The sequence below is a fragment of the Halobacterium sp. CBA1126 genome, from assembly GCF_009741975.1.
Lineage (GTDB): Archaea > Halobacteriota > Halobacteria > Halobacteriales > Halobacteriaceae > Halobacterium.
Genome location: NZ_WPCF01000041.1, coordinates 1 through 21,072, shown reverse-complemented (window position 1 = coordinate 21,072; position 21,072 = coordinate 1). Strand labels below are relative to the sequence as shown.

The 21,072-nt window shown below is 71.4% G+C and carries 26 protein-coding genes and 2 pseudogenes; 14 read left to right on the top strand and 14 right to left on the bottom strand.

Annotated elements, in window-relative coordinates:
• The first annotated feature begins 122 nt into the window (after positions 1-122).
• From GJ634_RS07570 to GJ634_RS07560, 3 genes and pseudogenes are all read left to right on the top strand, one after another.
• Positions 123-761: a hypothetical protein gene (locus GJ634_RS07570; RefSeq protein WP_157501792.1), complete on the top strand. Its 639-nt coding sequence runs from the start codon at positions 123-125 to the stop codon at positions 759-761.
• Positions 758-1,384 carry a hypothetical protein gene (locus GJ634_RS07565; protein ID WP_157501790.1) on the top strand — a complete coding sequence of 209 codons (627 nt, stop codon included), beginning with the start codon at positions 758-760 and terminating at the stop codon, positions 1,382-1,384. The genes GJ634_RS07570 and GJ634_RS07565 overlap by 4 nt, the downstream gene beginning before the upstream one ends.
• A 37-nt stretch (positions 1,385-1,421) precedes the next feature.
• Positions 1,422-2,089 (top strand): annotated as a pseudogene (locus GJ634_RS07560) (hypothetical protein).
• A gap of 1 nt (position 2,090) precedes the next feature.
• On the opposite strand, the gene GJ634_RS07555 reads toward GJ634_RS07560, so the two are convergent.
• Genes GJ634_RS07555 through GJ634_RS07540 form a run of 4 tightly spaced genes read right to left on the bottom strand, consistent with a single transcriptional unit; the run spans position 2,091 to position 3,779 of the window.
• The gene (locus tag GJ634_RS07555) at positions 2,091-2,687 is read right to left on the bottom strand and encodes an L-threonylcarbamoyladenylate synthase (RefSeq protein ID WP_157501788.1); all 597 of its coding nucleotides are present in this window, start codon (positions 2,685-2,687) and stop codon (positions 2,091-2,093) included.
• 59 nt (positions 2,688-2,746) lie between these two features.
• On the bottom strand, positions 2,747-2,914 hold the full coding sequence (locus GJ634_RS07550) for a hypothetical protein (protein WP_157501786.1): 168 nt from the start codon (positions 2,912-2,914) through the stop codon (positions 2,747-2,749).
• A gap of 56 nt (positions 2,915-2,970) precedes the next feature.
• Entirely contained in the window at positions 2,971-3,489 is a 519-nt protein-coding gene (locus GJ634_RS07545; RefSeq protein WP_157501784.1) for a redoxin domain-containing protein, read from the bottom strand.
• Complete coding sequence (locus GJ634_RS07540) at positions 3,489-3,779, bottom strand: glutaredoxin (RefSeq protein WP_157501782.1); 291 nt, start codon at positions 3,777-3,779, stop codon at positions 3,489-3,491. Before GJ634_RS07540 ends, GJ634_RS07545 begins: the two co-directional genes overlap by 1 nt.
• A gap of 103 nt (positions 3,780-3,882) precedes the next feature.
• On the opposite strand from GJ634_RS07540, the gene GJ634_RS07535 reads away from it, so the two are divergent.
• A complete protein-coding gene (locus tag GJ634_RS07535) occupies positions 3,883-5,253 on the top strand; it encodes a hemolysin family protein (protein WP_157501780.1) in 1,371 nt (456 codons plus the stop codon).
• Between the two features lie 34 nt (positions 5,254-5,287).
• On the opposite strand, the gene GJ634_RS07530 is transcribed toward GJ634_RS07535, so the two are convergent.
• From GJ634_RS07530 to GJ634_RS07520, 3 genes are all read right to left on the bottom strand, one after another.
• Positions 5,288-5,455: a hypothetical protein gene (locus GJ634_RS07530; protein WP_157501777.1), complete on the bottom strand. Its 168-nt coding sequence runs from the start codon at positions 5,453-5,455 to the stop codon at positions 5,288-5,290.
• Positions 5,456-5,563: 108 nt separating this feature from the next.
• Positions 5,564-6,739: an inorganic phosphate transporter gene (locus GJ634_RS07525; protein ID WP_157501775.1), complete on the bottom strand. Its 1,176-nt coding sequence runs from the start codon at positions 6,737-6,739 to the stop codon at positions 5,564-5,566.
• Between the two features lie 58 nt (positions 6,740-6,797).
• The gene (locus GJ634_RS07520; RefSeq protein ID WP_157501773.1) at positions 6,798-7,490 is read right to left on the bottom strand and encodes a DUF5828 family protein; all 693 of its coding nucleotides are present in this window, start codon (positions 7,488-7,490) and stop codon (positions 6,798-6,800) included.
• A 109-nt stretch (positions 7,491-7,599) separates the two neighbouring features.
• Here GJ634_RS07520 and upp point away from each other — a divergent pair, with 109 nt between their 5' ends.
• Together upp and GJ634_RS07510 are read left to right on the top strand one after the other, a co-directional pair.
• Positions 7,600-8,280 (top strand): uracil phosphoribosyltransferase, encoded by a 681-nt coding sequence (upp, locus tag GJ634_RS07515; RefSeq protein ID WP_157501771.1) that lies wholly within the window; start codon positions 7,600-7,602, stop codon positions 8,278-8,280.
• Between the two features lie 36 nt (positions 8,281-8,316).
• Entirely contained in the window at positions 8,317-8,559 is a 243-nt protein-coding gene (locus GJ634_RS07510) for a hypothetical protein (protein ID WP_394350881.1), read from the top strand.
• Between the two features lie 111 nt (positions 8,560-8,670).
• On the opposite strand, the gene GJ634_RS07505 is transcribed toward GJ634_RS07510, so the two are convergent.
• Positions 8,671-10,692, bottom strand: coding sequence for a S9 family peptidase (locus GJ634_RS07505; protein ID WP_157501767.1), 2,022 nt, complete (start codon positions 10,690-10,692; stop codon positions 8,671-8,673).
• 39 nt (positions 10,693-10,731) lie between these two features.
• The gene (locus GJ634_RS07500; RefSeq protein WP_331714050.1) at positions 10,732-11,352 is read right to left on the bottom strand and encodes a YigZ family protein; all 621 of its coding nucleotides are present in this window, start codon (positions 11,350-11,352) and stop codon (positions 10,732-10,734) included.
• Between the two features lie 146 nt (positions 11,353-11,498).
• On the opposite strand from GJ634_RS07500, the gene GJ634_RS07495 reads away from it, so the two are divergent.
• Positions 11,499-11,789, top strand: coding sequence for a hypothetical protein (locus tag GJ634_RS07495; protein WP_197425442.1), 291 nt, complete (start codon positions 11,499-11,501; stop codon positions 11,787-11,789).
• On the opposite strand, the gene GJ634_RS07490 is transcribed toward GJ634_RS07495, so the two are convergent.
• Positions 11,786-12,289, bottom strand: coding sequence for an ACT domain-containing protein (locus GJ634_RS07490; protein ID WP_157501763.1), 504 nt, complete (start codon positions 12,287-12,289; stop codon positions 11,786-11,788). The two genes, GJ634_RS07495 and GJ634_RS07490, sit on opposite strands and share 4 nt — an antisense overlap.
• A gap of 87 nt (positions 12,290-12,376) precedes the next feature.
• On the opposite strand from GJ634_RS07490, the gene GJ634_RS07485 reads away from it, so the two are divergent.
• The gene (locus GJ634_RS07485) at positions 12,377-12,916 is read left to right on the top strand and encodes a hypothetical protein (protein WP_157501761.1); all 540 of its coding nucleotides are present in this window, start codon (positions 12,377-12,379) and stop codon (positions 12,914-12,916) included.
• Here GJ634_RS07485 and hisB read toward each other — a convergent pair.
• Together hisB and hisA are read right to left on the bottom strand one after the other, a co-directional pair.
• Positions 12,913-13,500 carry an imidazoleglycerol-phosphate dehydratase HisB gene (hisB, locus tag GJ634_RS07480; protein ID WP_157501759.1) on the bottom strand — a complete coding sequence of 196 codons (588 nt, stop codon included), beginning with the start codon at positions 13,498-13,500 and terminating at the stop codon, positions 12,913-12,915. The genes GJ634_RS07485 and hisB overlap by 4 nt on opposite strands.
• A gap of 245 nt (positions 13,501-13,745) precedes the next feature.
• Positions 13,746-14,468, bottom strand: a complete 723-nt coding sequence (gene hisA, locus GJ634_RS07475) for a 1-(5-phosphoribosyl)-5-[(5-phosphoribosylamino)methylideneamino]imidazole-4-carboxamide isomerase (RefSeq protein ID WP_157501757.1) — start codon at positions 14,466-14,468, stop codon at positions 13,746-13,748.
• A 145-nt stretch (positions 14,469-14,613) separates the two neighbouring features.
• Here hisA and fer2 point away from each other — a divergent pair, with 145 nt between their 5' ends.
• The 4 genes from fer2 to GJ634_RS07455 all read left to right on the top strand — a co-directional run bounded on the left by fer2 (position 14,614) and on the right by GJ634_RS07455 (position 18,013).
• Complete coding sequence (gene fer2 / locus GJ634_RS07470) at positions 14,614-15,003, top strand: ferredoxin Fer2 (RefSeq protein ID WP_157501755.1); 390 nt, start codon at positions 14,614-14,616, stop codon at positions 15,001-15,003.
• Between the two features lie 149 nt (positions 15,004-15,152).
• A complete protein-coding gene (locus tag GJ634_RS07465) occupies positions 15,153-16,091 on the top strand; it encodes an A24 family peptidase C-terminal domain-containing protein (RefSeq protein ID WP_331714049.1) in 939 nt (312 codons plus the stop codon).
• A gap of 42 nt (positions 16,092-16,133) precedes the next feature.
• Positions 16,134-16,499, top strand: coding sequence for a phosphoribosyl-AMP cyclohydrolase (gene hisI / locus GJ634_RS07460; RefSeq protein ID WP_157501753.1), 366 nt, complete (start codon positions 16,134-16,136; stop codon positions 16,497-16,499).
• A gap of 380 nt (positions 16,500-16,879) precedes the next feature.
• Positions 16,880-18,013 (top strand): hypothetical protein, encoded by a 1,134-nt coding sequence (locus GJ634_RS07455; RefSeq protein WP_157501750.1) that lies wholly within the window; start codon positions 16,880-16,882, stop codon positions 18,011-18,013.
• On the opposite strand, the gene glmM is transcribed toward GJ634_RS07455, so the two are convergent.
• Complete coding sequence (gene glmM, locus GJ634_RS07450) at positions 18,010-19,374, bottom strand: phosphoglucosamine mutase (protein ID WP_157501748.1); 1,365 nt, start codon at positions 19,372-19,374, stop codon at positions 18,010-18,012. The two genes, GJ634_RS07455 and glmM, sit on opposite strands and share 4 nt — an antisense overlap.
• The gene (locus tag GJ634_RS07445; protein WP_157501745.1) at positions 19,371-19,787 is read right to left on the bottom strand and encodes a hypothetical protein; all 417 of its coding nucleotides are present in this window, start codon (positions 19,785-19,787) and stop codon (positions 19,371-19,373) included. The genes glmM and GJ634_RS07445 overlap by 4 nt, the downstream gene beginning before the upstream one ends.
• A gap of 89 nt (positions 19,788-19,876) precedes the next feature.
• On the opposite strand from GJ634_RS07445, the gene GJ634_RS07440 reads away from it, so the two are divergent.
• Both GJ634_RS07440 and GJ634_RS07435 read left to right on the top strand, forming a co-directional pair.
• A complete protein-coding gene (locus GJ634_RS07440) occupies positions 19,877-20,707 on the top strand; it encodes a hypothetical protein (protein ID WP_157501743.1) in 831 nt (276 codons plus the stop codon).
• 25 nt (positions 20,708-20,732) lie between these two features.
• Positions 20,733-21,072 (top strand): annotated as a pseudogene (locus GJ634_RS07435) (ribose-phosphate pyrophosphokinase-like domain-containing protein); the annotation flags it as partial.

The window sequence follows — 21,072 nt, the reverse complement described above, 5'->3', positions numbered from 1 at the left end:
CTCCGTCCACGAGGACGGCCTCGACGGCGCCACCGAGGGTCAGGAGACGGACATCGACATCTGAGCCGCGGACCGATGGCTGTCGGCGGTTTTAAGCCGGTTTCGTCCGTCGACCAGAACGAATGAGCGACGGTTCTTCCGCCGACGACGGTCTCGCCGCGGAGTACGCCGAGGACGTGCTCGAGCGGCTGTTTCGGGACAGCTGGACGAACGCCGTCATCGCGTGGCTGCTCGTCGCCGTCCTCGCGCTCGTGTTCGCGGACAGCGTCGTCGACTCCGACCCCCAGTGGATGGTGTTCGTCGCCGCCGTCGGCGCCATCGTGCTCGTGCCGCCGGCCGCGTTCCGCGAGTGGCGGGTGATGCTCCCGTGGGAGCTGCTCGTGCTCGCGCTGCTCCCGATTCTCGTGCGCGGGCTGTTCGGCGGCACCGTCGGCACGTTCGCCGTCTACTTCGCGCTCGCCGCGCTCGCGCTCATCGTCGTCGTGGAACTCCACCTGTTCACCGCGCTGGAGGTCACCCACTGGTTCGCCGTCGTGCTCGTCGTGATGACCACGCTCGCGTCCGGGGCCGCGTGGGCCATCGTCCGGTGGAACTTCGACCAGTACTTCGGCACGTCGTTCCTCAGCGACAACCACGCGCTGATGATGGAGTTCGTCTGGGTGACCCTCGCGGGGTTCGCCGCGGGCGTGCTCTTCGACGCGTACTTCCGGCGGCGTGACCGCTGGCTCCGCCGCGCGCTCGCCCGGGTGGTGCCGGTATGACGCGGCTGCCGCGGCCCGCGCCCGCCACCCAGCGCGCCATCACGCGCGCCATGCAGGTCGTCCTCGCGGGCCTCGTCGTCTACGGGTTCGCCCGCGGGAACTCGAAGGCCGTCGTGAACGGCTCGATAACGCTGCTCATCACGTTCCTCCCCGCCGTGCTGGAGCGCCGCTATGACCTCCCGCTGGACCCGTGGCTCGCGCTCTGGCTCACCGCCGCCGTCTTCCTCCACGTGCTCGGCTCCTCGGGGCTGTACGTCCACATCCCGTGGTGGGACCACGTGACCCACGCGCTGTCGGCGTCGCTGGTCGCCGGCGCCGGCTACACGGTCGCCCGCGCCATCGACCTCCACCACGAGGACATCACGATTCCGAACCGCGTCGCGTTCGTCTACCTCTTCGTCGTCGTGCTCTCGTTCGGCGTCGTCTGGGAGCTGTTCGAGTTCGGCCTCGACGTCGCCGCCCGGGAGACCGGGCTGACGATGCCGCTCGCCCAGCACGGCCTCGACGACACCGTCAAGGACTTCATGTACAACTCGGTGGGCGCGCTCGTCGTCGGCCTGTTCGGGCAGGCTCACCTCCTCGGGGTCGCCGAGGGCGTCGAGGACTGGTGGCTCTCGCGGTAGCGAACGTTCAAGTGCGGGGACGGGACCACCGCGTGCCGTGTCCGACTCGAACCGGGTCGCGTTCAGCGACCTCGCGCGCGCCGCCTACTGCCCGCGCCAGCTCTACTACGCGCGCCGCGACGACCGCAGCCCGCCCCCGGAGCACGACGCCGCTCGCGCGCTCGCCGGCCAGTACGACGCGCTCGCGGTCGCCTCGGCGGCCGCGCTGGCGACCTACGACCTCGCGGTCGAACCCCCCGAGTTCCGGTCGAACCTCCGCGCCAGCCTCGACCGCCACCCCCGCGTCGCCGACCCCGCCGAGACGGCCGTATTCCTCCGCGGGAAGGACGCACACGGCCGCGTGGGGAAAGTTCACACGGGCCCGCTGGAGGTGTCGGTGGTCACGCCCGGGCGCCCACCCGAAGCGGGGTGTGGGAGCCCCAGTCCGTGCGCGCGGTCGCCGCCGCGAAGGCGCTCGCGTGGCGGGAAGAACGGGCCGTCGAGCGCGCGTACGTCGAGTACGCTCGCCACGGCGTCGTCCGCGAACTCGACCTGACGACCCGCCGGAAGGCCGCCTACCGGCGCGCGCTCCGCGCGGTCCGAGCGCTCGACGGCCCGCCGCCGCGGCTCCACGACGACGCGAAGTGCGGCGCCTGCGAGTACAGCGACGAGTGCGGGGCGAAGACGCGCACCCTCGGCTCGCTGCTGTCGTTCGGCGACGGCTGAGTCAGGCGCGCGCGGCCAGCCACTCGCGGACGGCGTCGCCGACCGCGCCCTCGCGGAGAATCTCGTTCCGTTCGACGTCGACGACGGTGCTCCCCGTCCCGCCCGGTGTCTCCCCGGCGTCCAGTACGGCGTCGACCCGCGCCCGGAACTCGGCGTCGAGGTCCGCGGGGTCCGTGACGCTCGGCTCGCCGGAGACGTTCGCGCTCGTCGCCGTGAGCGGCGCCACGCGGTCGAGCAGCGCGAGCGCGACCTCGTGGTCGGGGACGCGGACGCCCACGCGGTCCCGGCCGCCCGTGAGCGCGTCCGGGACGCTGTCGCGCTTCTCGCAGACGAGCGTGACGGGGCCGGGGAGGAACTCCTCGGCGAACGCGCGCTCGGTGTCGGTCCAGTAGACGTGCTCGCTGGCGGCGTCGGCGTCCGGGAACGCGAACGACAGCGGCTTCTCGCGGTCCCGGCGCTTCGCGTCGAAGACCGCCCCGACCGCGTCCGGGTCGAGGGCGTCCGCGCCGAGGCCGTAGACGGTTTCGGTCGGGTAGACGACGAGGCCGCCGCCGCGGGCGGCGTCGGCGGCCGCGTCGAGTGCGTCCTCCGTGACCATGTGCGGGCGGAGGCGCCCGCCGGGAAAAAGCGTTACAGGTCGCACTGCGGGGGAGGCCGTCACTCGTCGCCGGCGTCGACGTCGTCGACGGTCGCCGCGTACACCGCGAGCCCGAGGACCGTGAGGACGACGGCGCCGAGGGCTCCGGCGACGAACAGGCCGAGCACCGCGCTGACCGCGAGGACCACGAGGAACGACAGCGGGTGGACCGCGTTCGAGTCCGTCACGTCCCCGCCTTCCCGTTCGCAGACAAAATGTTTTCGGGGGGCGTTCTCAGTTCCCGTTACAGCTCCGCGAGCGCGGCCTCGACGGCGTCGTAGTCCGGGAAGTCCGGCCACTCCTCGGCCGCCCACGCGTACTCGACGGTGCCGTCGGCGGCGACGAGGAACACCGCGGGCCGGGCCTCGCTGACGCCGGCCATCCCGTCGAGGTCGTGGCTGACGCCGTACCGCTCGGCGACGCCGTTCTGCGGGTCGCTGAACAGGCCCGCGAACGCTTCGATGCCGCGGTCCTCGACGGTGGTCTTGTGCTCGTACGGCGACGAGACGGAGACGCCAGCGACCTGTACGCCGTACTCCGCGACGCCGCGGTCGCGGAGCTCGTTCCAGATGTACGTCGTCGGGAACGCGCCGTCCATCGGCGTGAACACCAGCAGGACGGGGCCGTCGGCGAGGAGGTCCGAGAGCGCGACGTCCTCCCAGTACTCGTCGTTCACGAGCGGGCGCGTGAAGTCCGGGGCGTCCTCGCCCTCCGCGACGTGGTCGGCCTCGGGGAGGTCGACGACCTCGAAGTCCAGCTCCATCAGGCCTCACCCCCGTAGGTGGCTTCGAGGTACTCGACGATGTTCGCGCTCTCGGCCATCGCCACGCCGGTCTCGTCGTCGACGATGGCGGGCACTGTGCGCGCGCCGACGATGCGCTTGACGGCGTCGCGTTCGCCGTGCATCGGCTCGATGAACCGGGAGTGGTAGTCGATGCCGAGTTCGTCCAGTTTCCGGACGACGCGCTCGCAGTACGGGCACGCCTGCAGGCGGTACAGCGTGACGTGGGCGTCGCTGTGCTCGGGTCGCGGCGGTGCGGTTCGCGCGCTCATGTGCGGCCGTTCGCCCGAAACCCGGGTAAACGCTTCGCCCCCGGCGGTCCCCGCGGGTGTAGTGGGTAAACTCTTAACCCGCGCGCTGAAAAGGGAGCGTGGAATGGGTACATCGTCGCTCCCGCTCGCAGTGTTACTGTTCGGGGTCGAGCTCACGCAGGACGTCATCGTCGCGGCTGGCGTCCTCGCGATGGTCGTCCTGATGGCGCTGTCCGCGTTCTTCTCGTCCTCCGAGCTCGCGATGTTCTCGCTGGCGAGCCACCGCATCGACGCGCTCCAGGAGGAGGGCAAGCCCGGCGCGAACACCGTCGCCGCCCTGAAAGACGACCCCCACCGGCTGCTCATCACGATTCTCGTCGGCAACAACCTCGTGAACATCGCGATGTCCTCCATCGGCACCGCGCTGTTCGGGTTCTACCTCTCGCAGGGGCAGGCCGTCGTCGCGGCGACGTTCGGCGTCACCGCGCTCGTCCTGCTGTTCGGGGAGAGCGCGCCGAAGTCCTACGCCGTCGAGAACTCCGAGTCGTGGGCGCTCACCATCGCCGGCCCCCTGAAGTGGTCCGAGCGGCTGCTGTACCCGCTGGTCGTCCTCTTCGACTACCTCACCCGGGTCGTGAACCAGGTCACGGGCGGCCGCGCCGCCATCGAGACCAGCTACGTCACGCGCTCCGAGATCCAGGACATGATCAAGACCGGGGAGCGCGAGGGCGTCATCGAGGAGGACGAGCGGGAGATGCTCCAGCGCATCTTCCGGTTCAACAACACCATCGCGAAGGAGGTGATGACGCCGCGGCTGGACATGAACGCCGTCTCCACGGAGGCCACCATCGAGGAGGCGATTCAGACGTGCACGCAGGCCGGCCACGAGCGCATCCCCGTCTACGAGGGCGAGCTCGACAACGTCATCGGCGTCGTCAGCCTCGAGGACCTCGTCCGGGAGTACCTCTACGGGGAGAGCGAGGACCTCGAGCTCGAGGACCTCATCGAGCCGACGCTGCACGTCCCCGAGTCGAAGAACGTCGACGACCTGCTCCGGGAGATGCAGGACGAGCGCGTCCAGCTCGTCATCGTCATCGACGAGTTCGGCACCACTGAGGGCCTGCTGACCGCCGAGGACATCACCGAGGAGATTGTCGGCGAGATACTGGAGGGCGAGGAGGAGCTCCCCATCAACTTCGTCGACGACGACACGGTGCGCGTGCGCGGCGAGGTGAACATCGAGGAGGTCAACGACGCCCTCGACATCGACCTCCCGGAGGGCGAGGAGTTCGAGACCATCGCCGGGTTCATCTTCAACCGCGCGGGCCGGCTCGTCGAGGAGGACGAGACGTTCCGCTTCGAGAACGTCGCGCTCACCGCCGAGCGCGTCGAGAACACCCGCATCATGAAGGCGCGCGTCCGCCGCCTCCCCGAGGAGGAAGCCGAGGACCGCGACCTCGAATCCCTCGAGGACGAGACCGTCGAGGAGACGTAGTCCGCCGCGCTCGTTTCTGCGTGGCTGCCGACTGTCAATCGATCCTGTACAGCGCCCAGTAGAGGGCGACGGCCAGCGTCACGACCGCGATGACGACGATGCCGCGGCCCGTTCGCAACACCGGCCAGACCTCCACTGCTACGAGCACGGACAGCAGCCAGATGACGAGGTTGAGCCGCAGAACCACTCCGTTTTGTGCCATCAGTTCGACGTGGAACTCTCCGGACAAGTATCTAATTGCGGACGACTGTGGCGTGAACTCCCCGTGCGTCCCGACTGCTCGGCGTCTCGCTCTGCGCGCACGCTCCTGCTACAGCACCGCGTCCACGGCGAGGAAGCCGCCGTAGCCGACGCCGAGCGCGAGCGCGAGCGACGCCACCCACGCGAACGCCGTGAACAGCATCTTGCGCTTGCTGACGCCGCCGCCGGTGGAGGCGGCGTAGCCGGAGCCGACGATGGCGCTCACGATGATCTCGTTGAACGAGACGGGGATGCCGAAGAAGACGGCGGTCTGGGCGATGGCGAAACTCGGGATGAGCGCGGCGATCGAGCGCCGCGGCCCGAGCGAGGAGTAGTCCTGACTGATGGCCTTGATCATGCGCGGGGCGCCCGTCCACGACCCGACGAGCAGGCCGATGCCGCCGCCGACGAGCACGTACGTGAGCGGGACGTCGCCGCCGAGCAGCGGGAGCAGCGGGCCGACCGCGAGGCCGACCTGGCTGCCGCCCGCGGAGAACGCGACGAGGCCGCCGAGCGCGAGCAGGAAGTGGCGCTGGCCGCGCTCGGGGTCCCCGCGGAGGTCGTAGTAGAGCGCGCCCGCGACGACGAGCGCCGCCAGCAGCGTGACGCCGACGCGGACGCCGAGTTCGTACTGGCCGGCGCTGACCGCGGCCGCGCGGGCGAGCGACTGGCTCGCCCCCGGCGGGCCGAGGAAGACGAACTGGATGTTCGCGAGGATGACGCCGACGACGCCGCCGAGCACGGGCACCGTCTCGGTGTCGCGGTCGATGGAGCGGAGGCCGCGAGCGGTCGCGTACGCGATGCCGCCGCCGACGAACGGCACGAGCACCCACAGCGTCGCGACCTGCTGGTACTTCGCCCACGCGGGGCCGGCGCCCATCGCCAGCCCGGTGCCGACGACCGCGCCCGTCACCGTGAACGCGGTCGCTATCGGGTAGCCGGTGAACACGCCGATAGCGACCAGCGTCGCGGCGATGATGAGCGCGGTCGTCGCGGCCAGCGGCGAGAGCGTGGCGCCGACGAGCAGCTCGCTGCCGACCGCCTCGGAGACGTTCGCACCCTGGAAGACCGCGCCCGCGAACCCGAGGATGCCGACGACGAAGCCCGCGCGCATCACGGTGATCGCGTTGGCGCCGACCGCGGGCGCGAACGGCGTCGACCCCGAGGAGCCGGCGCCGATGGCCCACGCCATGAACAGGCTCGCTACAGCGGCGACGACGAGAACCGCGAGTCCGGCTCCTGCCATTACGCCCGTTCTCGGTGCGGGCCACCTAAGAGACTACCGACCGCCGCGCGGCCTGCCGTCAGTTCGTCGTCGACGTCGTCTCCGCGTCCTCCTCGTTCTGCTCGGGCGGCTCGACGCCCTCGACGGCCTCCGCGGTCCCGGTCTCGCGCTCGGTGTCGACGTGCCAGCGGTCGATGTCCTCGAAGGACTCGAGGTGGTCGCGGACGTCGTCTTTGACGTCGTCGTCGTTGACGTTCACCTCGAAGACGAACTCCTCCTGGCTGCGCACGCGCTGGATGTTCGCGGAGACGAGGTCGTTGTCGAAGTAGTACGGCGCGACCTGGGTCATCACGCGCTGGTAGACGACGTTCTCGACCTTGCGGAGCGCGCGCCGGCTGGCGGTGTCGGCCGCGCGCTTGACGTGGCCCAGCGAGTCCTGCCACTTCTCGACGGCGGTGTCGGCCTCCCCGTCCTCGAGTTCCTCGTAGGACTCGGTGAGGCGTTCGCCCGCGCTCTGGAGCTCCTCGTCCGGGGAGCGGCCGGCCTTCTCGCCCTCGCTCTCGCCGACGCTCGCCTGGTCGGCGGTCTTCTCGCTGACCTCCTCCTCGATGCGCTCGTGGGACTTCGGTCGCCACTCGTTCCACTCCGCGAACGCGTCCGGGTACCGTTCGTGGGCGTCGGCCTCGCGGAGCGCCTGCGTGATGCGCTCCCCGTGTTCGACGACGTCGCCCCACGTGCCGCGCTCTTTGAACCCGGCGACGCTCTCCTCCATCGTTGGCACACCTATGACGCGCGCCAATAAACATCTTGCCGCGTCGCGTTCGCACGGCACACGCCGCGCGATAGCGGGTTTTAAGCGGGCTCGTGCTCCCTCGTTACGTATGCCCATCGAGGACCGCGGCGACGCGAACGTGCTCACGCACGCGCTGGCGAAAGACACCCTCTCGCGGCTCCGCGACGTCGAGACCGAGCAGGTGGAGTTCCGGAAGGGCCTCGTGAAGCTCGGCCGCATCTGCGGGTACGAGATCATCGACGGCGCGATGGAGACGGAGTTCGTCGCCATCGAGACGCCGCTGACGGAGACGACGGGCGAGCGCGTGAAGGGCCTCGACGACGTCGTCATCATCAACGTCCTGCGCGCGGCGACGCCGTTCGTCGAGGGGCTGCTGAAGGCGTTCCCGCGCGCCAAGCAGGGCGTCATCAGCGCGGGCCGCGACGAGGACGCGGGGATGAACGACGCCGGCGAGTTCCCCATCACCATCGACTACGTGAAACTCCCCGAGATCACGCCCGAGGACACCGTCATCGTCGCGGACCCGATGCTCGCCACGGGGTCGACGATGTGTACGGTGCTCGACCACGTGACCGCGGAGGCGCCCGACGACGTCGAGGACCTCTTCGTGCTGTCGGCGGTGAGCGCGCCCGACGGCCTGCTCCGCGTCGGCGAGCAGTTCCCCGAGGCGGACCTGCTGACGGTCGCCATCGACGACCACCTCGACGACGACGGCTTCATCGTCCCCGGCCTCGGCGACGCCGGCGACCGCGCGTTCCGGACGACCTGACGGACCCGCACGTATAAGGCGCCGCCCGTTCTGGTGGTGGCCATGAGCGAGGACACGGAGCCGTGTGACTGGTGCGGGGAGTCGGTCGCGGACCCGCTCTCGCGGACCGTCCGCGTGACGGTCGACCGCTCGCAGATCGACAGCCAGCGACTCTGCCCGGAGTGTTTCGCCAACTGGATCGACCGCTACGACGACGAGATGCGCCCGGAGGAGGACGACGACTCCGGGCAGGCCGTCATCGACGACGCCGACAGCGACACCGACATCATCGTCGACTGACCGCGACCCCTCCGTTTCACCTCCCGACCGCCCCGCAGTCACCGGGTTCCGCGGCGTCCCGGGCGCTCCCGAAGCCGACCCCCGAACGCCTCTATAGCCGTCCCGAGCCGGCTACTCCTCGTCCTCGCCAGCGGTGAGCCCGTCGTTCCGCGGGCGGTCGAGCGCGCGGTCGGCGTCGCGGTGGGCCGAGTAGCCGTCGAACCACCGGACGATGCGCTCGACGCGGTCGACGACGTGGCCGGGCTCGCCCGACCGCGAGAGCTCGTGGCCCTCGCGGGGGTAGCGCACGAGCCGCGTGTCCACGTCGTGTCGCTTCAGCGAGCGGTAGAACAGCTCCGCGGTGTTCGCGGGCGTGCGGTAGTCCCGCTCGGCGTGCACGAGCAGCGTCGGCGTGTCGACGTGTTCGACGTACGCCGCGGGGGACTGCTCCCAGAGGAACTCGGCGTCGTCCCACGGCACCGCGCGGAAGTCGCCCTCGACGAGCTTGTAGGCGTCCGTGGAGCCGAAAAAGCCCGTGAGGTCGTAGACGCCGCGCTGGGCGACCGCGCCCGCGAAGAAGTCCGTGTGGCCGACCAGCCACGCGGTCGCGTACCCGCCGAAGCTCCCGCCCGCGACGAACGCGTCGTCCTCGTCGACGTACTCGCGGTCGGCGACCTCGCGGGCGCCCGCCAGCACGTCTTGAGCGGTCACGTCGCCCCAGTCGCGCTCGATTGCCTGCATGAACTCCTCGCCGTAGCCCGTCGAGCCCCGCGGATTACACCAGAAGACGACGTAGCCGCGCGCCGCCAGCGTCTGGAACTCGTGCCACATCGACCCCGACGTCGTCCACATCCGGTGGGGGCCGCCGTGGACTTCGACCGCGAGGGGGTACGCCTCGTCCGGGTCGACGTCCGGCGGCGTCAACACCCACCCCTGAATCTCGACGCCGTCGGACTCGAAGCGGACTTCCTCGGGCTCGCGGACGGCGCGCCCGTCGAGGTAGTCGGCGTTCACGCGCGTCAGCTGCACTTCCTCGGCGCCGCCCGGGGTCGCCGCCACCACGTCCCCGGGGTGGTCCCACTCGGACTGCACGACGCCGACCGCGTCACGCGACACGGAGAACCCGTGGACGTGGCGGTCGCCGCCGAGCACGACCTCGCCCGCGCCCGTCTCCGGGTCGAGGCGGCGGAGCACGTAGCCGCCCTCGTCGGGCGTGCAGACGTAGAGGTAGTCGCCCTCCGGTCCCCACTCGGGGGCGTGGCTCGCGTTCCACAGCTCGAGGTCGCGGTCGAGGTCCGCCGTGGGGTGGGTCACGTCGCCGACCTCGCGCGTGAACACTTCGACCTCGGTCTGGGCGAGCGTTGGGTCGTCCTCGGGGGTCGTCGTGTACGCGATGCGGTCGTGGGGCCGCGACGAGTCCACGGCCAGCGTCGGCCCCCAGCCCTCGACGACGGTGACGGTCTTCGCCTCGCCGTCAGCGGGGTCGTAGGCCTCTATCTCCCACCGGAGGTCGTCGTCGCTGCCGTACCGAATCGGGTAGTAGAGGTCGTCGCCCCACGCCGGCCGCAGGCAGTCGACCTCGCCGCTCGTGACGCGCTCGACGTCCCCGGATTCGACGTCGACGGCGTAGACGTGCGAGCGCGCGCCGTCCGCGTACGACTCGTTTGAGCGGTAGACGTGGCGGTCGACGACCCGCGGGTCGGGGTCCTCGCGCTCGTACGCCTCGTCGACCGCGAGGTCGTAGCCTTCCTCGACTTCCGCCGGGCGCACGGACTGCAGGAAGGCGATGCGCTCGCCCTCGGGGTCCCACTCGATGCCCGAGACGCCGCCCACGACGTCCGTCACCTGTTCGGCTTCGCCGCCGTCGACGGGGAGGACCCACAACTGGGGGCGGTCGTCGCTCGCGCCTCTCGTGGAGACGAACGCGATGCGGTCGCCGGAGGGGCTCCACGTCGGCTCTGCGTCGACGCCCTCCGCGACGGTGAAGCGCTGCGGGTCGCCGCCGTCGGTCGGGGCGACGTGGACGGTCGCCTCGTAGTCGGTCTCGGAAACGGGGGTGCGCTGGACGTACGCGACGCGGTCGCCGTCCGGCGACACCGCGGGGTGCGAGAGCTGCGAGAACTCGGCGTAGTCGCTGGCCTCGACGCGTTCCATGCCGGAGGGCACTCTCGGCGCGCGCATAGGCGTTTGGCTCTACTCGACGGCCGCCCGGCCGCTGGTCGCGCTCTGGACGCGCTCGCGGAGGTCGTCGGCGTCCTCGCTGGCGACGGTCACGTCGAAGCTCACTCGCTCCGCGTAGTCGGCGTCGAACTCGCAGTCCGCGCTCTCCAGAATCCCCCGCACGGTGCCCGAGTCGTCGTACGCCACGGTGACGGTGAACCGTTCCTGCGGGCGCTGCTCGACGACGCCCGCGGCGTCGATGGCCTCCTTCGCGGCCCGCGAGTACGCCCGCGCCAGCCCGCCGACGCCAAGGTTCGTGCCGCCGTAGTAGCGGGTCACGACCACGACCGCGTTCTCGACGTCCCGCTGCTGGAGGACGTTCAGCGCGGGCTTGCCCGCGGAGCCGGTCGGCTCGCCGTCGTCGGACTGGTACTCGCGGAGCATGTACCCGTCTCCGGGGCCTCCGGACTCCACGCGCACCCGGTACGCGGGCACGTTGTGCGTGGCGTCGGCGTGCTCGCCCGCGACGCACTCCGCGAACGCCTCCGCGTCCGCGACGGTTGGCGCGGGCGCCGCGTAGCCGAGGAACTCCGAGCCCTGCACCTCGAAGTCGGCCTCGCCGCGGCCGGCGGCCGTCCGGTACGCGTCAGTCACGTCCACTGCTCGGGGAGCGAGCACGTTCCCGTTTGCGGTCCCGGCCCGCGTCTGCCGGGCGACGAACGACCGCGTGCCGCCCGAAGCACGGGGACAGCGCCGCGCTCCCAAAGGATTATGCGTGCGCTCGCGCAACCCAAACGTAGATGGCCGCGCTGACGTCGCTGGAACTCATCTACGTCCTGTTCAGCATCGCCCTCTCGCTGTCCGGGCTGGCGATGGTGGCGATAGCCGCGAACGCCTACCTCCAGACCGAGCGCCGCGAGATGCTGCTGCTGTCGCTGGGCTTCTCCATCATCGTCGCGGCCGCCATCGCCACCACCGTCTCCGCGTTCGCGCAGGACTTCGAGAACGCCATCGTCCTCCTCACGGTGAACTACGCGCTCACCACCATCGGCTACCTGTTCGTCGTCGCGAGCGTCGTCGGCGACGACTAGGAGAGCTCCACGGAGCGCACGAACGGCTCGTTCATCAGCTCGGTCACCACCTCGCCCGGGAGGTCCTCGTCGGTCACGAGGTAGAGCCGCGGCTCGTCCGTGAACTCGGGGTCCTCGCTGATGGTCTGGCGGATGCTGATGCCGTGCTCGGCGAGCAGCCCCGTGACCGCCGCGACGATGCCGGGCTCGTCGGCGTCCTGCACTTCGACGGTGACGACGGTCAGGTCGAGGACGGGCGCGAGGTCCATCAGGCTCGGAATCTGGCTGATGTTCTGGAAGATGCGCCGCAGCTCGTCGTCCTCGAGGATGGCCTCCGTCGTCGAGTCCACCACGCGGCGGTCGACGCCCGCGGCGTCGGCGACCTGCGTGTACGGGATCTCGATGTCGCCCGAGACCACGCGGCCGTCGTCGTTCACGGAGAACCCCCGCTCCAGCAGCAGCCGGATGACGGCCTGCTGGCCGGGGCTCCCGGCGAACTTCTGCATGATGTCCTCGAACATACGACGACGCAGGCGGCGGGCGGGCAAAACGGTGTGGGTGCGCGCCGCTCGGCAGGACTTTTGCTCCCCCGCCGCCTCCACTCGCGTATGCGCCAACTCGACGCGTGTGACTTCTGTGGCGACGCCGCCGACGGCGTCTACGAGGTTGTGCCCGCTTCCGTCGCGGGGGACTCCCGACGCCTCGCGCTCTGCGCGGACTGCCGGACGACCCTCCAGTCGGTCGTCGACCCCTTACTGAAGGCCGCCGAGCGAGCCGACGGCGAATCCGAACCGGACAGTCCCGAACCCGCGACTGTGGACGCCGACGCCGCGCCCGCGGCGGACGAGGACGGCGTCGTCATCGAATCCGGGGCCGCGGACGCGCCGGAACCCGAGGACGCAGGGGAGACGGGCGACGAGCAAGACGACGAGGCCGCAGGCGGCGATGGACAGGAGCGCCGGCCGCCGGGCTACGGGCAGGTGATTCGCCTGCTCCAGAACCGCGACGGCGCGATGCCCCGCGACGACCTGCGCGCGCTCGCGACGAACGCCTACGACCTCGGCGGCCGCGAGTTCGACGACGCCCTCGAGGCCGCCGTCGAGAACGGCGACGTCGAGGAGTCCCCGGACGGCCTGCGGACGACCTAGAGTTCGCCCTTCGTCGACGGCGTCCCGGAGCGCCGCTCGTCGACCCGCGTCGCGTCGTCGAGCGCCCGCGCGACGCCCTTGAACAGCGCTTCGATCTCGTGGTGGGCGTTCTCCCCCTCCACGTCGCAGTGCAGGGTCAGCTCCGCGTTCATCGCCAGCGACCGGAAGAAGTGCCCCGCCATCGTCGACGTGAACTCGCCGACGTACGGCTGACTGAATTCCCCCTCGAACTCGTACAGCGGCCGTCCGGAGACGTCGACGACGACGCTCGCCACCGCCTCGTCGAGCGGGACGCGGCGGTCCGCGAACCGCTCGATGCCGCGCTTCTCCCCGAGCGCCTCCTCGAAGGCCGCCCCGACGGCGATGCCCACGTCCTCGATCGTGTGGTGGTCGTCGACCTCGAGGTCGCCGTCGCAGCGCACCGTCAGGTCGAACAGCCCGTGCTTCGCGAACGACGCCAGCATGTGGTCGAAGAAGCCGATGCCCGTGTCCACGGTGCTGTCGCCGTCCCCGTCCACGTCCAGCGTCACGTCCACGTCCGTCTCCGCCGTCTCCCTGCTCACGGCGGCCGTCCGGTCTGTCATGTACGGGGTGTGGACGCCCGCCTACAAGGCCGTTCCGCCTGCTAGCCAGACTCTGCCTCGACCGCCATTCCTCCGGTCGTGACGACGCTTCCTCGAAAGCCCCCTCCCGCTCGCGCCGGCTGCGCGACATATCCGTATCGCGGATAGGGGTCGCGCACCACGACGCGACCGGTCGGCCCCTTTCGGTCCGCCCGCTACCGGTGGGGTAGTCTGGTACGGCGCGCAGTCGGTCGCAGAAGCGGCGACTACAGGGCGTCTTTGGCTTCTTCGAGGGTGAAGTTCCCCTCGTAGAGGGCGGTACCGACGACGACGGCGGCGGCGCCCGCGTCGCGGAGCGCGAGCACGTCGTCGATGTCGGCGACGCCGCCGCTCGCGACGACCGGGACGTCGACGCTGTCCGCGAGTCGGCGGACGGGCTCGGTCTCGACGCCGTCCTGCTGGCCTTCGACGTCGACGTTCGTGAACAGGATCGAGCCGGCGCCGAGGTCCGCGTACCGCTGGGCGGCCTCCGCGGGGTCCAGACCTGTTCCTTCTGTCCACCCCTCGACGACGACCTCGCCGTCCTTCGCGTCGAGACTCACCATCACGCTGCCCGGGTGCTCGGCGCTGATCTCGCCGACGATTTCGGGGTCCTCGACGGCGGCGGTGCCGAGGATGACGCGGTCGACGCCGCGCTCTAAGAGCTCGGTCGCGTCCGCGACGCTGCGGATGCCGCCGCCCACCTGGACGTCCACGCTGGTCGCGTCGAGGATGCGCTCGACGGCGTCCGCGTTCCCGCGCTCGCCCTCGAAGGCGCCGTCGAGGTCGACGAGGTGGAGCGTGCGCGCGCCCGCCGACACCCACCGCTGGGCGGCCTCCACTGGGTCGCCGTAGCGCTTCTCGGTGCCTCGTTCGCCCTGCACGAGCTGGACGACCTCGCCGTCCTGCATGTCCACCGCCGGTACGACCTCGAAGGAGTCGAACGCCATACCGACTCCTGCGGCCGGCGCCCCTAAAAGCGTCCCGTCGCCGTCGAACCCCCGGATTCATCGCTGGAGGCGGCCGTGACGCCCGTTCCCGCGGCGCGAAGCGAACAATAACTACTATGACTGCGGACTGCGAACCACTCGGACGATGCCGACGGTTGAATACCTGAACTACGAGACGCTGGACGACCAGGGCTGGGACATGGACGACGACGACCTCTTCGAGAAGGCCGCCGACGCCGGCCTCGACGAGGAGGACTACGGCACGCTCGAGGTCGCCGAAGGCGAGTACATCCTCGAGGCCGCCGAGGCGCAGGGCTACGACTGGCCGTTCTCGTGCCGCGCCGGCGCGTGTGCGAACTGCGCCTCCATCGTGAAGGAGGGCGACATCGACATGGACATGCAGCAGATTCTCTCCGACGAGGAAGTCGAAGAGAAGAACGTCCGCCTGACCTGCATCGGCTCCCCGGCGGCCGACGAGGTCAAGATCGTCTACAACGCCAAGCACCTCGACTACCTCCAGAACCGCGTCATCTAAGCGGCGACGCGGTCGCTGGCGACCCGATTTTTCGCGCGCCGCGGCCCCACTGAGGACCGCGGTTTCTCCCTCTCTACCCGCGCAGTCGCGGCGCCGTCCCCCGGACCGAGGGACAACACCTAAGCCGGCGGCGTTCCCGACACCCGGTAGTGGACGCCTCGATACCCGACCTCCTGCGGTTGCTCGTCGTGCCCGCGCTCGGGTGGGCGGCGGTCCGGGACGTGCGGACGCGCCGCGTCCCGAACGGCCTCTGGCGGCCGCTGGTCCTGCTGGGCGCCGTCCTCGTCGTCTGGGAGGGGTACGCCGCGCTCGGGACGCCGTACGCGTTCCAGCCGTTCGCGGTCCGCGTGGCGTTCAGCCTCCTCTTCGTCGTGCCGCTCGCGTACGCGTTCTGGTACGTCGGCGGGTTCGGCGGCGCCGACGCCCGCGCGTTCATGACCCTCGCCGTGTTGTACCCGACGTACCCCGCCTACGAGCTGCTCGGGTACTCGCTGCCGCTCGTCGACACCAACCTCGGCGTGTTCTCGCTGACGATTCTCACGAACACCGTCCTGCTGGGGCTGGCGTACCCGCTCGCGCTCGGCGCGCGGAACGCCCTCGTCGGCGAGTTCTCGGTCGTGATGTTCGTCGGCCGCCGCGTCCCCGTCGCGGCGCTCCCGGACACCCACGGCAGCCTCCTCGAGACCAGCGACGGCTTCACCCGGGACGGCCTCGACCTCGACGCGCTCCGCATGTACCTCCGGTGGCGCGGCCTCGCGCTCGCGGACCTCCGCGAGAACCCCGACCTCCGCGACCCGGAGACGCTTCCCGACGACCCAAACGACCCGACGGGCGGCGCGGTCGTCACGGACGGCAGCGGCGACCCGTGGGGCGCGGCCGCGTTCCTCGAGGACATCGACAGCTCCGCGTACGGCACCACGCCCGCCGCACTCCGCGAGGGCCTCGACCTCGTCGTCGACCGCGACGACGTCTGGGTGACCCCGGGCGTCCCGTTCATCGTCCCGCTGTTCGTCGGCCTCCTGCTCGCGCTCACGTTCGGCGACCTCCTCTTCTGGGCGATGGACGCCGTCGGCCTCGTGCCCGCGTGACGCGGACGTAACCGCTAACCCGCCGGCCCCCCTCGCTCCCGTATGGAGTTCGCAGTCGACCTCGACTTCGGCGACGACGGCCTCGTCGCCGTCGTCGCCCAGGACGTCGAGACCGAGGAAGTCGTGATGCTCGCGTACGCCGACCGCGAGGCCGTCGAGAAGACCGTCGAGACCGGCCGCGCGCACTACTACTCGCGCTCCCGCGAGGAGCTCTGGGAGAAGGGCGCCACCAGCGGCCACACGCAGGAAATCGAGGACGTGCGCGTCGACTGCGACGGCGACGCGCTCCTGTACCGGGTGCGTCAGTCCGGTGGCGCGTGCCACACCGGCTACCACTCCTGCTTCCACCGCACCCTCGACGGCGAAGTCGTCGGCGAACAGGTCTTCGACCCCGACGACGTGTACTGACTCCGTTTCTTCGTTCGCTCTCTCTGCTACCTTTTCGTTGACCTCGAAAGCCCCGGCGGGCTACGGTCGCGCGACTCGCTGCGCGCGCTCGCTACGCTCGCGTGCTTGTATCGTCGTGCTTCCCGTAGCCCGCCGCCCCTTTCAGTCCCACCCAGACCGGTTGGTTAGCCGGCAATTGGGCGGACTGAAAGGGGCGAGGCTGTAGACGAAGGCGCGCGACGCAAGCACCGCAGGCCGAAGGTCGAGGAGCGCAGCGAGCGCACCGAGTCTACAGCCTCGGGGCTTTCGAGGAAGTATCGACGCAGATGGAATTCGTCTCTACCAAGACCGTCCTGCGTCGCACAGAAAGCCTATCAGCGCGAGCGCCCACCGTCCACGTAATGCCCGACGCGCAGGCCGCCCGTACCACCGACCCGTCCGGCCTCGTCGCGGAGCTCGAAGCGGCGCGGGAGGCCCGCGAGGACGCTCGCGCCGCGGTCGAGGACGTCGGCGAGTCCCGGCTGCGAGCCCTGCAGGACGCGCTCGACGGCCTCGAGCGGCTGTTCGACCGGTACGAGGCCGACGCCACGGGGACGGGGGACTTCCAGTCGTACATCGAGTTCCAGGACGAGCTCGTGGCGTACGTCGAGGACCTCGACGACGACCTCCCGGAGCGGGAGGCGTTCGAGTCCCTGCTGGACCTGTTCAAGAAGAAGCGGCTCTCCGAGGGCGACTTCGCGGAGGCCCGCGACCGGCTCGCTGACGCCCGCGACCTCGTGGGCCGGCTGGACGACTTCGAGGACGCCCGCGACGAGTACGTGCAGACCCGCCAGCGGGTCGCGGAGCGCGCCGACGAGTACGCCGACGAGGTCGAACGGCTGGAGCGCCTCCGGCGACTCGGGGACGCGGACCTCGACGCGCCCGTGGAGACGCTCCGCGAGCCGGTCGAGACGTACGACGAGCGCGTCCGCGCGGCGTTCCGAGAGTTCCGCGACAACGCGCCCGCTCGCGACGTGCTCGACTTCGTGGAGACCGCGCAGTCGTACCCGCTCGTGGGCTTCGACCCCGTGCCCGAGGACCTCGCGGCGTTCGTCGCGGACCGCGAGGCCGGCACCGAGCCGCTCCCGCAGCTGCTGGAGTACGCGGAGTACTCGCCGTCGAAGCTCGACCACTACGTCGACGAGCCGACGGCGTTGAAGCGCGCGGTCGGCGGCAACCGCACGTACCTCGACCGGCTGGACGCCGAGCCGCTCACCGTGGGGTGGCCGCCGGCGCCCGCGGACGAGCTCCGGCACCGGCTGGACGAGCTCGTCTCCGTCGTCGCGCGGTTCGCCGACGAGGACGTGCTCGCGGCGCTCCACGCCGTCCGGCGGCGGGTGCGCGACGACGACTACGAGCGGCTGCGGACCGCCGCGGTCGCCGAACACGAACTCACCGAATCCGAGAAGGAACGCATCGAGGCGGGCGTCGAGGCCGACCTCGACGCCGCCCGCGCGGCCGAGCGGGAGCTCCGGGACGCCCTCGAACGCCTCTAGACGCCGGCTTTCGCGGCGCGGAGCGCGGCCGCGAACTCGTCGGCCAGCGACTGCGCGCGGTCCTCGCTGGTGGCCTCCGCGTAGATGCGGACGACCGGCTCCGTCCCGGAGGGCCGCGCGAGCACCCACGCGTCCCCGTAGTCGAGGCGGTAGCCGTCGATGGTCGTCCGCTCCGCGTCGGCGTCCAGCGCACGGTCTTCGGCGGCGCCGAGCAGCGCCTCGCGCTCGGCGTCGCCGTCGTAGCCGACGTTGACGCGGACGTTGTGGTAGTCGCTGTACGGCGCGACGACCTCGCTGGCGGCGCCGTCCGCGAGCAGTTCGAGGAAGCGCGCGCCCGTGTACGCGCCGTCCCGGGTCATCCGGTAGCCGGGGAAGATGACCCCGCCGTTGCCCTCGCCGGCGACCGGCACCGTCTCGCCCTCGGACTCCAGCTGGCGGATGCGGGTCATGATCTGGGTGCTCCCGATGGGCGTGAGTTCGAGGTCCGCGCCCGTGCGGTCGCAGACGTCCACGAGGCGCTGGCTGACGTTCACCGCCGAAACCGTGGTGTCGCTCTCGTCGAGTTCGGCTTCCGCGAGCGCCGCCAGCGTCGCGTCGCCCTCCACGTACTCGCCGTGCTCGTCGAAGAAGATGGCGCGGTCGGCGTCGCCGTCGTGCGCGATGCCGACGTCGGCGTCCGTCGCGCGCACGAGGCCGCCGAGGTCGCCGAGGTTCTCCGCGACGGGCTCGGGGTCCCGGCCGGGGAAGTGGCCGTCCGGCTGGCCGTTGACGGTGACCACCTTGCAGCCGAGGCGGCGGTAGAACTCGGGGCTGGTGAGCGCGCCCGCGCCGTGGCCGGGGTCGAGCGCGACCGTGAGGTTCGCGTCCGCGATGGCCTCCCGGTCGACCGCCGCGAGGAGCTGTTCGACGTACTCGCGGCGCGCGCTCTCGACGTCGACGTCCGCGCCGACCTCGTCCCACGCCACCTCGTCGAACTGCTCGGTGAGGAACTTCCGCTCGATGCGCTCCAGCTCGTCGACCGGGAGCTCGACGCCGTCCGCCCCGACGAGCTTGACGCCGTTGTACTCCGCGGGGTTGTGGCTCGCGGTCACCATCACCGCGGGAATCCCTTCGCGCTCGGCGTACGCCTGCAGGCCCGGCGTCGGCACGACGCCCAGCCGGTCGACGTCGGCGCCGACGCTCTGGAGGCCGCTGGCCGCGGCGTTCACGAGCATCCGCCCGGTCGTCCGCGTGTCCCGCGCGACCGCCACGCGGTCGGCCCGCCACACCGACCCCGCGGCCTTCGCGACCCCCTGCACGAACCCGGGGGTGAGCTCCTCGTTCGCGACGCCCCGGGTGCCGCTGGACCCGAACACTTTCATGGGCGTTCCTCGGGCGGCCCGCGCCTAATCGCTTCCGAACTGGCCGAACCGTTCGGCGTCACCCTGTCGCCGTCCGCGTCGGTCACGCGGACCCGGTACTCGCCGCCCTCGTAGTGGTAGACGGCGTCGACCCGGGGACAGCGGTCGCGGAGGGCAGCGGCGAGGTCCTCCCCCGTCTGCCGGTCGACGTCCGCGACCACCCACTCGCCCTCAGGGGCGGTCTTCGCGGACGTCAGCACGCGCCCGAGCGCGGGGTGGGCGTCGACGAACGACGCCGAGAGCGTGCAGTGCGTGCCGGCCGCCTCGGTGGCGCGCCGCACCCGCACCTCCACCGGGCCGTCGCCGACCACCTGTAGACAGCCGCTGCCGGCCGCCAGCGCGGCCACCGCCGCGAGCACCGCCCGCCGTCGCATGCCCCCGCCTACGGCCGCCACGACAAAGACGTTTCGCGGTCGGGGGCGCAACCGCAACGCTAACGCCGGCCCGCGAGACGCCTTCACGTATGCCGACCATCCGCGAGAAGCGCGTCTACACCGACCAGTCCGAGACCGTCGACGCGTACGTCGCCGCCGACCTCGGCGTCGCCGTCGCGCGCGTCTCGCAGGACACAGTCGGGGAGTTCAGCCTCGTCGAGCGCTGCACGGCCCGCGACGTGGCGGCGACCCCGCGCGGTATCGCGGCCGCCACCACGGACGAGGTGCTCCTCGGTGACGACGACGGCTTCGCGGCGACCGGGTTCGGGCCCGCGGTCGCGGTCACCGCCTACGACGGCGACGTGCTCGCGGCCGGCGAGGACGGCCGGCTCGCGCGCTACGACGGGGAGTGGACCACTGTGGGCGAAGTCGACGACGTGCGCGCCCTCGACGCGGACCTCGTCGCCGCCGCGGACGGCGTCCACCGCCTCGCGGACGACGGCCTCTCCGCGGTCGGGCTGGACGACGCGAACGACGTCGCGGCCGCGGGCGTCCCGCTCGCGGCGACTCCGGACGGCCTCTACCGGCTGGGCGCGGGCTGGATGCACGCCGCCGACGGCGACTTCGCCGTCGCCACGAGCGACCCCGTGACCGCCGAGGCGGGCGAACTCGGGCGCGCGCACGCCGCCACCGCCGAGACCCTCTACGAGCACGCGCGCGGCGAGGACGCCGACGCGTGGCACGCCCGCGACCTCCCGGTCGACGGTACGGTCGCGGACGTCGCGTACGCCACCGACGCCGTCCTCGTGCTCACCGCCGACGGCACGCTCGCGGCGGACGCCGGCGACGGGTTCCGGCACCGCAGCCTCGGCCTGCGGGCGGCGTCCGCGCTCGCGGTCGTCGCCGAGGGAAACGCGTAAGCCGCCGGCAGGCCTCGCGTCGGGTATGATACTCAGCGGGTCCGCGACCCAGCAGCTCGCCGCGGCGCTCGCGGCGGAAGTCGGCGACGACCTCGCGCGCGTCGAGTACGAGTCGTTCCCCGACGGCGAGCGCATCGTCCGCGTGCCGCCCGTCGACGGCCGCGCCGTCGTGGTCGCCTCCACGGTCTCCAGCGACGCCCACGTCGAACTCCTCCAGCTGCAGGACGCCGCCCGCGAGGCCGGCGCGACGACGTCGTCACCGTGATTCCGTACCTGGGGTACGCCCGGCAGGACGAGGCGTTCGAGCCCGGCGAGCCCGTCTCCGCCCGCGCGATGGCGCGCGCTATCTCCACCGGCACGGACCG

Coding starts and splice junctions, on each gene's coding strand:
- GJ634_RS07570 (WP_157501792.1), top strand. CDS start 123: ATGAGCGACGGTTCTTCCGCCGACGACGGTCTCGCCGCGGAGTACGCC.
- GJ634_RS07565 (WP_157501790.1), top strand. CDS start 758: ATGACGCGGCTGCCGCGGCCCGCGCCCGCCACCCAGCGCGCCATCACG.
- GJ634_RS07555 (WP_157501788.1), bottom strand. CDS start 2,687: ATGGTCACGGAGGACGCACTCGACGCGGCCGCCGACGCCGCCCGCGGC.
- GJ634_RS07545 (WP_157501784.1), bottom strand. CDS start 3,489: ATGGAGCTGGACTTCGAGGTCGTCGACCTCCCCGAGGCCGACCACGTC.
- GJ634_RS07540 (WP_157501782.1), bottom strand. CDS start 3,779: ATGAGCGCGCGAACCGCACCGCCGCGACCCGAGCACAGCGACGCCCAC.
- GJ634_RS07535 (WP_157501780.1), top strand. CDS start 3,883: ATGGGTACATCGTCGCTCCCGCTCGCAGTGTTACTGTTCGGGGTCGAG.
- GJ634_RS07530 (WP_157501777.1), bottom strand. CDS start 5,455: ATGGCACAAAACGGAGTGGTTCTGCGGCTCAACCTCGTCATCTGGCTG.
- GJ634_RS07525 (WP_157501775.1), bottom strand. CDS start 6,739: ATGGCAGGAGCCGGACTCGCGGTTCTCGTCGTCGCCGCTGTAGCGAGC.
- GJ634_RS07520 (WP_157501773.1), bottom strand. CDS start 7,490: ATGGAGGAGAGCGTCGCCGGGTTCAAAGAGCGCGGCACGTGGGGCGAC.
- upp (WP_157501771.1), top strand. CDS start 7,600: ATGCCCATCGAGGACCGCGGCGACGCGAACGTGCTCACGCACGCGCTG.
- GJ634_RS07505 (WP_157501767.1), bottom strand. CDS start 10,692: ATGGAACGCGTCGAGGCCAGCGACTACGCCGAGTTCTCGCAGCTCTCG.
- GJ634_RS07495 (WP_197425442.1), top strand. CDS start 11,499: ATGGCCGCGCTGACGTCGCTGGAACTCATCTACGTCCTGTTCAGCATC.
- GJ634_RS07490 (WP_157501763.1), bottom strand. CDS start 12,289: ATGTTCGAGGACATCATGCAGAAGTTCGCCGGGAGCCCCGGCCAGCAG.
- GJ634_RS07485 (WP_157501761.1), top strand. CDS start 12,377: ATGCGCCAACTCGACGCGTGTGACTTCTGTGGCGACGCCGCCGACGGC.
- hisB (WP_157501759.1), bottom strand. CDS start 13,500: ATGACAGACCGGACGGCCGCCGTGAGCAGGGAGACGGCGGAGACGGAC.
- hisA (WP_157501757.1), bottom strand. CDS start 14,468: ATGGCGTTCGACTCCTTCGAGGTCGTACCGGCGGTGGACATGCAGGAC.
- fer2 (WP_157501755.1), top strand. CDS start 14,614: ATGCCGACGGTTGAATACCTGAACTACGAGACGCTGGACGACCAGGGC.
- hisI (WP_157501753.1), top strand. CDS start 16,134: ATGGAGTTCGCAGTCGACCTCGACTTCGGCGACGACGGCCTCGTCGCC.
- GJ634_RS07455 (WP_157501750.1), top strand. CDS start 16,880: ATGCCCGACGCGCAGGCCGCCCGTACCACCGACCCGTCCGGCCTCGTC.
- glmM (WP_157501748.1), bottom strand. CDS start 19,374: ATGAAAGTGTTCGGGTCCAGCGGCACCCGGGGCGTCGCGAACGAGGAG.
- GJ634_RS07445 (WP_157501745.1), bottom strand. CDS start 19,787: ATGCGACGGCGGGCGGTGCTCGCGGCGGTGGCCGCGCTGGCGGCCGGC.
- GJ634_RS07440 (WP_157501743.1), top strand. CDS start 19,877: ATGCCGACCATCCGCGAGAAGCGCGTCTACACCGACCAGTCCGAGACC.